Annotated in this window: 8 protein-coding genes; 6 read left to right on the forward strand and 2 right to left on the reverse strand. The window is 58.0% G+C overall.

The window, feature by feature from the left end; all coding sequences use genetic code 11:
- Positions 1-42 precede the first annotated feature (42 nt).
- A complete protein-coding gene (locus ACR0C3_RS22235) occupies positions 43-549 on the forward strand; it encodes a sulfopyruvate decarboxylase subunit alpha (protein ID WP_170468582.1) in 507 nt (168 codons plus the stop codon).
- Positions 546-1100, forward strand: a complete 555-nt coding sequence (comE, locus tag ACR0C3_RS22240) for a sulfopyruvate decarboxylase subunit beta (RefSeq protein ID WP_170468580.1) — start codon at positions 546-548, stop codon at positions 1098-1100. The genes ACR0C3_RS22235 and comE overlap by 4 nt, the downstream gene beginning before the upstream one ends.
- A 69-nt stretch (positions 1101-1169) precedes the next feature.
- On the opposite strand, the gene ACR0C3_RS22245 is transcribed toward comE, so the two are convergent.
- Positions 1170-1943 carry a FadR/GntR family transcriptional regulator gene (locus ACR0C3_RS22245; RefSeq protein WP_480760573.1) on the reverse strand — a complete coding sequence of 258 codons (774 nt, stop codon included), beginning with the start codon at positions 1941-1943 and terminating at the stop codon, positions 1170-1172.
- 313 nt (positions 1944-2256) lie between these two features.
- On the opposite strand from ACR0C3_RS22245, the gene ACR0C3_RS22250 reads away from it, so the two are divergent.
- The 4 genes from ACR0C3_RS22250 (at position 2257) to dld (ending at position 8354) form a co-directional block, all read left to right on the forward strand.
- Positions 2257-3306, forward strand: coding sequence for a TRAP transporter substrate-binding protein (locus ACR0C3_RS22250; RefSeq protein WP_170380531.1), 1050 nt, complete (start codon positions 2257-2259; stop codon positions 3304-3306).
- Between the two features lie 115 nt (positions 3307-3421).
- A complete protein-coding gene (locus ACR0C3_RS22255) occupies positions 3422-5485 on the forward strand; it encodes a TRAP transporter large permease subunit (protein WP_170693127.1) in 2064 nt (687 codons plus the stop codon).
- Between the two features lie 12 nt (positions 5486-5497).
- The gene (locus ACR0C3_RS22260) at positions 5498-6649 is read left to right on the forward strand and encodes an alpha-hydroxy acid oxidase (protein WP_480760574.1); all 1152 of its coding nucleotides are present in this window, start codon (positions 5498-5500) and stop codon (positions 6647-6649) included.
- A 16-nt stretch (positions 6650-6665) separates the two neighbouring features.
- Positions 6666-8354 carry a D-lactate dehydrogenase gene (dld, locus tag ACR0C3_RS22265; protein ID WP_480760576.1) on the forward strand — a complete coding sequence of 563 codons (1689 nt, stop codon included), beginning with the start codon at positions 6666-6668 and terminating at the stop codon, positions 8352-8354.
- A 251-nt stretch (positions 8355-8605) separates the two neighbouring features.
- Here dld and gph read toward each other — a convergent pair whose 3' ends face one another.
- On the reverse strand, positions 8606-9307 hold the full coding sequence (gene gph / locus ACR0C3_RS22270; RefSeq protein WP_480760577.1) for a phosphoglycolate phosphatase: 702 nt from the start codon (positions 9305-9307) through the stop codon (positions 8606-8608).
- Positions 9308-9462: the final 155 nt, after the last annotated feature.

Raw genomic sequence — 9462 nt, forward strand, 5'->3', positions numbered from 1 at the left:
ATCACGCCCTTGGGCAACAACAACAGGACTGACAGCCGGAAGATGAACATAGACAAGAAGATCACTGACGATCTGGTGGCGAACGACATTTCCTTCGTGACCACCGTCCCCTGCAAACAATTGGCTGGAGTCATTGATGAGATCGACCAGCGCGAAGGCATCTATCACATCCCGTCAAACAAAGAGGACGAGGGGATGGGCCTATGCGCGGGGGCATGGATGGGTGGTAAGCGTCCGGCCATTATCATGCAGAACACAGCGATCGGGGTGACGATCAACACATTGGCGACTCTGATCCAGTACTACCGGATGCCACTGCCGATGCTGATCTCGTACCGGGGTGAGCTGCGCGAGCCGATTGCCTGCCAAGTCGAGATGGCGGTTCACACCAAAGCGTTGCTGGCGCAGCTTAATATCCCGACTTACCATTTTCACCATCAGGCGGATGTGGCCGAGTTGGATGCGATCCTGAAATACACGTTCATGTGCAACAAGCCGGTTGCCATTCTGACCGACGCCAACTTCTGGGGAGGCTATGGCGACCAATGATCCGTTCCGAAATCCTGAAAGAAATCGCTCCGATCCTGCGGGATCAACTGGTGGTTTGTAACATCGGCATTCCCAGCCAAGAGCTTCATGCGATTGATGACCAGCCAACGAATTTCTACATGCTGGGCACGATGGGGTTGGCTTCATCCATAGGTCTGGGGTTGGCCCTGTCCCAGCCCAAGCCGGTGATCGTGATCGACGGGGACGGCTCCGTTCTGACCAATCTGGGAACGCTGCCGACCATCGCGAACAACGTGGCTGACAACTACATCCTGCTGATCGTTGATAATGGCTCATACGGGTCCACCGGGGATCAGCCGACCTATGCGGGGTTGAAGACGTCATTGGCGAAAATGGCGGCTGCGGCAGGATGTGAGCACGTGATTGAATGCGCCGCCGAGGACACAGGTCGCGTGTTACAGGAGGCGTTGGACGCCCGGCAGATGACCATCATCGTCAGCAAATGCGAAAGCGGCAACGCCAAGATGCCGCCGATCACGATGGACCCAGTGGTGATCCGAGATCGGTTTATGAAGGCCGTACAGGCCTGAACACCTCTTCGGTTTTGCCGAATGCACTGATCAAAGCCGTCCTTTGCGGGCGGCTTTGGCACTAAATGTCTAGCGCGACAGAAGACGCCGTTTCTCGGCCATAACCTCGCGGCGCTGCTGTTCTATCCCCGTCCTGAACGAGCGCTCGACAAAGTCGATATGGTCCAGCGCGGCCTGTTCGGCGCGCTTTTCGTCTCCTTCAATCACCGCTTGACCCAGGGCAAGGTGCTGATCCAGCAGCTGTTTGCCCGAACCGTCAATCGATTTCAGAAAACTGCGGTTATAGAAAACGCCTCGCTTGGTCAGTTCGTAGATCGAGGCCATCATATGGATCAAAGTGGCGTTCTGGCTGGCGTCGACGATGGCCGCATGCAGGGCGAAATCTGCTTCGCGTGAGGCTTGCGCATCGTTCGCCTCCCACGCTCGAACATTCTCGTCGAGGATTTCGGCGATCCTCTCCTTGTCGGCCTTGGTGGACCTGCGGGCGGCAAGGCGGGCGGCAAAGCCTTCTTGTTCTCGGCGGTATTCCAGGTGGTCGAAAAAGGCAGGCTCGTGTCGTTCGTAGAGCGCCAGAAGGGCCGGCAACATCGCTTGCCCGGTCAGGGCGGCGACAAAGGTCCCCTCACCATGCTGAGTGGTGACCAGCCCGCGCTCTTCCAGTACGGCCAGTGCTTCGCGCAGCTTCGGCCGTGAGACCCGAAGCATCTCGGCCAGATCCCTCTCGGACGGCAGCTTGCGGCCCTGTTTCAGAATGCCCGACGCGATGAGGTCTTCGATCTGCGCCACCACGGCGTCGGCCAGCGATTCGTGTCCGACCGGTTCAAAAATCGCCTTGGTGTTCATGGGATATACCTAAGTAAGATGCCGAGGTGAGATATATTGGTAAATAAATGTAACCATATTGGTGCGTTTTTCAAGCGTTCAGTTCCAGCATGGAAATGCAACTTAACGCGTTCAATAAAATAAAAATTTCCGAAAATATGCAGTAATTCATCGAAACTGATTGCGCTCAGTAAGGGACATTTCTGCAGATCCAGTGGTAAACAAAATTATTGACTGAGCGGCACTGGTAAAGTTAGTGAACCACTAATGCAAACCCGCAAGGGTCTGCGTTTGTGTTTGAGGCAGATGCCCGACCCACCCAGGAGGAGACATTATGAAAAAGACCCTGACGAGCCTTGCCGTAGCCGCCAGCCTGATGGCCGCACCTGCGGTTGCTAAAGATAAGCTGCTGTTGAAAACCCCGATTGCGTTCTCGACCGAACTGCCTGGTCTTGGTTCGCCAATCCCGCGCGTTGCCGAGCAGTTGGACCTGATGTCGGGTGGTACGCTGAAGATGAAGGTATATGAGCCAGGCAAACTGGTTCCACCGTTCGAAATTCTAGACGCGGTTTCGACTGGCAAGATCAACTCGGGCTACACCACCGCTGGTTACTGGGCGGGTAAAATCCCGGCTGCTCCGCTGTTCTCGGCCGTTCCTTTCGGCCCTGAGGCGGGCGAATACATGGCGTGGCTCTACTACGGCAACGGCATGACGCTGTACCAAGAGATGTATGATCAGGCGGGCTACAACGTCCACGTGATCCCTTGCGCAGTCATCGCCCCCGAGACCTCGGGCTGGTTCGCGACTGAAATCAACTCACCCGAAGACCTGAGCGGCCTGAAGATGCGTTTCTTCGGTCTGGGCGGCAAGGTGATGCAGAAGCTGGGTGTTGCGACTTCGCTGCTGCCCGGTGGTGAGATCTTCCCGGCGCTGGAAAAAGGTGCGATCGACGCGACCGAATTCTCGATGCCCGCCATCGACGCGCGTCTGGGCTTCCACAAGCTGGTCAAGTTTAACTACTTCCCCGGCTGGCACCAGCAAGCGACCGTGTTCGAATTGATGATCAACAAAGACGTCTGGGCGGAAACCAGCGAGCAGCACAAGGCGATCATCGAAAACGCCTGTAAGGCTTCGATGGCCGACAGCTTTGCCGAAGGTGAAGCGATCCAGCACGCGGCTCTGATCGACAACGTTGAAAACAACGGTGTCACCCTCAAGCAGTGGTCGCCCGAGATGCTGGATACCTTCCGCAGCACTTGGGAAGAGGTCGCCGCCGAAGAGGCCGCAAATGACGCCTTCTTTGCCAAGGTTCTGGCCGACATGACCGAGTTCCGTGACGGCTACAACCTCTGGAAGACCAACGCCTTCCTCCCACGTCAGTAACTTCCTCACTGACGTCTCTGGGGCAGCGGACACTGCTGCCCCAGTCGATTTCTGATCTTCGGATTTTTCCAAACTTTCACCGCCCTTGCACAGGGCTGCCGGGCGAGGAATGACCATGAGCAATCCAAATACCACCAAAGATCCGGTTGAGGCCTATGAAGGCATCCTGGAGCATCCCGATACCGACCGCCAAAAGATCGCAGTAGCCATTGATACCAGCGTCAAAGCCGTTGGCCATGTGGTCATGTGGGCGAATGTTCTGCTGATGGCGGCAATCTTCTCGCAGGTCGCGTTGCGCTATCTGCTCAGCCAGAACTACCCCAAACTGGATGAGATCCAGTGGCACTTCTACGGCATCGTCACGATGATCGGCATCTCATATGCCTTGATCACGGACAGCCACGTGCGCGTCGACGTACTGCATATGCAGTTGTCCCGACGGGCGCAGCGGATCATTGAGGTGATCGGCATTCTGACCCTGCTGACCCCGTTCATCTATCTGATGATCGATCAGGGCTATGACTATTTCTACGAAAGCTTCCGCGTCAACGAACGCTCGGACAGCCCCACCGGTCTGCCTGCGCGTTGGGCGTTCAAAGCCGTCATTCCGATCAGCTTTGTTCTGTTGGCGCTGGCTGCTCTGGCGCGGCTGATCCACGACGGGCACGCACTGATGTACGGGCCGGCCTCAGAACGCGAGGGCGCTCCGCTGCGCCGTATCCTGCTGGTGCTGGCTGTGTTTGCCGCCGTCTGTGTGGGCTTGACCTTCCTGGTCGAAACGACCGAGGAAAAGCTGGTCATCGCGATGTTCCTGACCTTCATCGCGCTGCTCTTTACCGGTTATCCGGTGGCTTGGGTGCTGGCGGGTGTGGGCGTCGCCTACTGTGGTCTCGCCTATCTGTTCGACAACGACCTGATGCTGTGGACCGGGTTGGAAAGCACCTTTACCGGGCTCGACTACCTGACCCTGGGTGCGGTGGTGAACCGGGTCTATGCGACCATGTCCAACGCGGTTCTGGTCGCGCTCCCGATGTTCATTTTCATGGGGCTGATGCTGGACGAATCCGGTGTGGCCGAACGTCTGATGACCTCGATGCAGCGCCTGTTCGGCACCGTAAGGGGCGGCCTTGCCATCACCGTGACCCTTATCGGGATCATTCTGGCGGCCTCGACCGGTATTATTGGGGCCTCCGTAGTGCTGCTGGGCGTGCTGTCTTTGCCGTCGATGATGCAGCAGAAATATCAGCCGACGCTGGCAGCGGGCGTAGTCTCTGCCTCGGGCACGCTTGGTATCCTGATCCCGCCCTCGATCATGCTGGTGATCATGGCCGACCAGATGGCTCTGTCCGTCGGAGACCTGTTCATGGCCGCTGTCTTTCCCGGTGTGATCATCGGGGGGCTATACCTTACCTATATCTTCATCCTCGCACAGGTGAAGCGCGACGCGGCTCCCGTTCCCGAAGGTGCAAAAGCGCCCGACTGGGATGCTGTCAAAGACGTTCTGATCGCGGTCATTCCAACGCTGCTGCTGATCCTTGCGGTTCTGGGCTCGATCTTCGGAGGTCTGACCACCCCGACCGAGGCCTCGGGCATCGGTGCATTGGGCGCGACGCTGCTGGCGCTGGGATATCGCAAGCTGACCTTTGCGAAACTGTGGAACGTGCTGGTTTCGACCTTCAACACCACCGCCTATATCTTCGCGATCTTCCTTGGCGCGACGGTATTCTCCTATGTTCTGCGCGAACTTGGCGGCGATGAACTGATCGAACATGTGGTCCAATCCACCGGCTTCGGTGCCAATGGCACGGTCCTGTTCATCCTGTTCATCGTATTCCTGCTGGGTTTTGTGTTGGATTGGATCGAGATTACCTTAATCGTGCTGCCTCTGATGCGTCCGATCGTGAACGGCTTGGGCATCGACATTCCGGGCTTCGGAGTGCTGGATGAACCCGCGCTGGTCTGGTTCGTGATCTTGGTGGCGGTGACGCTGCAAACCAGCTTCCTGACTCCGCCGGTTGGGTTCGCGCTTTTCTACCTGAAAGGCGTCTGCCCGCCCGAGATCAAGCTGATGCATATCTACAAAGGCATCATCCCCTTTGTGCTGCTACAACTGACCGGATTGGCGCTTGTCTTCCTATGGCCGACACTCGCCACCTGGCTGCCCTCTGTGGCGTACTAAGGAGATCACGCTATGCGTCTCAAGCATTGCCACAACTTTCACGACTTCCGGCAGCTGGCCAAGCGCCGCCTGCCGGGGCCGATCTTCAACTATATCGATGGCGGTGCGGATGATGAGGTGACCTATCGCCAGAACACCGCCGCTTTCGACCGCTGCGATCTGCTGCCCTCGGTTCTGCGCGGGGTGAAGGACGTAGACATGTCCGTCACCGTGATGGGCCAGAAGCTGGACATGCCGTTCTACTGCTCGCCCACCGCGCTGCAGCGACTGTTTCACCATCAGGGCGAACGGGCCGTGGCCGCCGCGGCCGAGAAATATGGCACCATGTTCGGTGTGTCTTCGCTGGGCACAGTGTCGCTTGAAGAACTGCGCAAGAAACACAAGAACCCGCAGGTCTATCAGTTCTACTTCCACAAGGATCGCGGCCTGAACGCGGCCATGATGCAGCGCGCGAAAGAGGCCGGGGTTGAGGTCATGATGCTGACTGTCGACAGCATCACCGGCGGCAACCGAGAACGTGACCTGCGCACCGGTTTCTCGATCCCGTTCCGCCTGACATTGGGCGGCATGATCCAGTTTGCAATCAAGCCGATGTGGGGGGTCAACTATGTTACCCACGAAAAATTCCGCCTGCCGCAATTGGAAGAGCATGTGGATATGGGCGGCGGTGCCAGCTCGATCGGCGGCTATTTCACCGAGATGCTGGACCCGTCGATGAATTGGGATGACGTCGCGCAGATGGTGCGGGATTGGGATGGTCAGTTCTGCCTCAAGGGGATCATGACCGTCGAAGATGCCAAACGCGCGGCTGAGATTGGCTGTACGGGGATCATTCTGTCGAACCATGGCGGGCGGCAGCTGGATGGCTCACGCACGCCGTTCGATCAACTGGCCGAGATCGTGGATGCGGTCGGCGACAAGCTGGACGTGATCATGGACAGTGGCATTCAGCGCGGTACCCATGTGCTGAAGGCGCTTTCGATTGGGGCCAAAGCGGTCGGTGTTGGACGTCAGTATCTGTATCCTCTGGCCGCCGCTGGTCAGCCGGGTGTCGAACGAGCGCTGGGCCTTATGCGGGCCGAGATCGAACGCGACATGAAGCTGATGGGAGTGACCAGAATCGACCAACTTAGCCGCGAGAATATCCGTTTCCGCGCCGCATAAAGACACGAGGGATGCCATGACCAATGACGCGTTGATTGAACATTTCCGCTCTGTCGTTGGTGCGCGGCATGTCCTGACTGGCGAACGCGCGACGGAACGGTTTCGGCGTGGTTTCCGTTCGGGCGAGGGCGAGGCGCTGTGCGTCATTCAGCCCGGCAGCCTTTTGGAGCAGTGGAAGGTCCTGAAGGCCTGCGTTGCAGCCGATAAGATTGTCATCATGCAGGCTGCCAATACCGGCCTGACCGAGGGCTCGACCCCCTCGGGCAGTTATGACCGGGACGTGGTACTGATCAACACGCGCCGCATGGACACTCTGGTGCCACTGAACGACGGCGAGCAGATCGTCAGCTTTCCCGGCGCCACCCTGTTTGCGCTGGAAAAACTATTGGCTCCCATGGGGCGAGAGCCGCACTCGGTGATCGGCTCCTCGTGCATTGGCGCGTCGATTGTGGGTGGGGTCTGCAACAATTCGGGCGGGTCGCTGGTGGAACGTGGCCCCGTTTACACCGAACTCTCCGTCCACGCGCGGATATCCGAGAAGGGCGAGTTGGAGCTGGTCAACCATCTGGGAATTGATCTGGGCGACACGCCTAAAGAGATCCTGGCAAATCTCGACGCAGGCACGTTCGACCGGAACCCGGGGGCCACGAACAAGCGCGCCTCGGCCAGCGACTACGCGCAGATCGTGCGCGATGTCGACGCCGAAACGCCTGCGCGGTTCAACGCAGATAAGGCCAAATTGTTCGAATCCGCTGGCTCGGCTGGCAAGCTGGCCGTCTTTGCCGTACGGCTTGATACGTTCCCCAAAAACGAGGCCGAAAAGGTCTTTTACATCGGAACAAACAGCTCCGATGATCTGGCCGCCCTGCGCCGTCATATCCTATCCGAATTCAAGTCGTTGCCGGTGTCCGCCGAATACATGCAGCGCGAGGTGTTCGACATCACGGCGCGATACGGCAAGGATACGGTGGTGATGATCGACAAGCTGGGCACTGACCGGCTGCCGATGTTTTTTGCGCTCAAAGGCGCAGTCGATGCCCGCCTGCGTCGTATTCCGTTCCTGCGCAACTTCACCGACCGCTTCATGCAGATGGCGGTCTCAATCTGGCCGCGTGTCTTGCCGAAACGGATGGTCGAGTTTCGCGACCGTTACGAACACCATCTGATCCTGAAGATGAAGAACGAAGGGATTGCCGAGGCTGCCGAATGGCTGCCCATATTCCTGAAAGATCGTGACGGCGATGCTTTTGAGTGCACCCCACGCGAGGCCAAGATCGCGGGCTTGCACCGCTTCGCCGCCGCCGGAGCTGCCGTCAGGTACATGGCGCTGCACGGCAATGAGGCGGAAGACATCATTGCGCTCGACGTGGCTTTACGGCGAAACGATCAGGACTGGCTTGAGACGCTTCCGCCCGAGATTGAGGACCAACTGGTCCACAAGCTCTACTACGGTCATTTCATGTGCCACGTGATGCATCAGGACTACGTGGTCAAAAAAGGCGCCGATCCTAAGGCTTTGAAAGCCGCGATGTTGGAGTTGTTTGACAGACGCGGCGCGGAGTACCCCGCCGAACACAATGTGGGGCACCTGTACAAGGCCAAGCCCGATCTGGCCACCCACTACAAATGCTGCGACCCGACCAATTCCTTCAATCCGGGGATTGGTAAAATGTCCAAAGCTCGAAACTACGCCGAGCCCGAATAACCCGGACGCATGGTGCCTATAGTCAGGGCGCTGATCGCCCTGCAAACCTGAGGTCAAGCGCAGGTTTCTCTGCTGCATTGAGGCAAAAAAACCCAGCCCTACGGGAATCCCCCAATTTCGCCACCCGTCGCGTCCCGTTAAACAGGTGACAACAACTGGCCCGAGAGGGCCATACAGAGTTTCCCCGATGAGGGGCTGGTCCATACCCCCTCGGCCGGCCCCTCAATAATTTTCTGGGTGTGCGCTGCGATCTATTTCACCTGAGCAGACATCTGCACAATCTGCGCGACCAGGGGTGGAATCTCCTCTGCGTTGTCATAGGCAACGTCGTGCGTAATATCTGTCACGGGCGACTTTCGATAGCCTTGCGTGAACAGGAGAAAGGGGATCTTGGCGCGCTCGGCTGTTTCTGCGTCCACCTCGCTGTCACCAACGAACACACGCGACCCATGAGCTGGCAACGCGTCGAAGCTCGCAAACAGATGCTGAGGGTCGGGTTTCCTAGTGGTCAGGCTATCGCCACCCAGAACCGCATCGAAATATTGCGATAGGTCCAGTACGTCGAGAATGTGCCGGGCAGGGGTCTCGGGCTTGTTGGTGCAGACGCCCAGTATGTGCCCCTGCGATTGCAAGCTGGCCAACGCCTGAGGAATGCCGGGATAGGGCACCGTCGTTCTGCTGGCCCCTGCCGTGTAATGCGCGAGCGTCACTTTCGTCAGCTCTTCGTGACGGTCCAAGGGCAATTCGCAGTGCCGGATCATACGCTCGACCAGCTTGGGCAGACCATTGCCGACGAATCGCCCGATCACCTCGCGCGGCAGAGGGGGCAGGTCGAGATCGCTCAGTGTCTGGTTTGCGGCTGCTACGATGTCTCCCAGGCTGTCGACCAGAGTTCCGTCCAGATCAAATACAATTGCCGCGCCCATTGTAACCTCGGTGTTTTGCCTATGCATTCAGGCCTAACCTGCCCGTCAAGAAGGCGCAACACGGCAACTTTCTGCAAGCGCAAATGCGCGGCTTGACAATCCTTACTAAAATAATCAGAATAAAGACAAGAGCCGCCAGCCATCCCGGACTCGGGTCAGCCAGGTCATTGAAAAAGCGAACA

It is taken from the genome of Ruegeria sp. CK3, from assembly GCF_056536565.1.

What these genes read in the sequence shown, in the direction of transcription:
- ACR0C3_RS22235 (WP_170468582.1), top strand. Translation starts at nt 43, where the DNA reads ATGAACATAGACAAGAAGATCACTGACGATCTGGTGGCGAACGACATT.
- comE (WP_170468580.1), top strand. Translation starts at nt 546, where the DNA reads ATGATCCGTTCCGAAATCCTGAAAGAAATCGCTCCGATCCTGCGGGAT.
- ACR0C3_RS22245 (WP_480760573.1), bottom strand. Translation starts at nt 1,943, where the DNA reads ATGAACACCAAGGCGATTTTTGAACCGGTCGGACACGAATCGCTGGCC.
- ACR0C3_RS22250 (WP_170380531.1), top strand. Translation starts at nt 2,257, where the DNA reads ATGAAAAAGACCCTGACGAGCCTTGCCGTAGCCGCCAGCCTGATGGCC.
- ACR0C3_RS22255 (WP_170693127.1), top strand. Translation starts at nt 3,422, where the DNA reads ATGAGCAATCCAAATACCACCAAAGATCCGGTTGAGGCCTATGAAGGC.
- ACR0C3_RS22260 (WP_480760574.1), top strand. Translation starts at nt 5,498, where the DNA reads ATGCGTCTCAAGCATTGCCACAACTTTCACGACTTCCGGCAGCTGGCC.
- dld (WP_480760576.1), top strand. Translation starts at nt 6,666, where the DNA reads ATGACCAATGACGCGTTGATTGAACATTTCCGCTCTGTCGTTGGTGCG.
- gph (WP_480760577.1), bottom strand. Translation starts at nt 9,307, where the DNA reads ATGCATAGGCAAAACACCGAGGTTACAATGGGCGCGGCAATTGTATTT.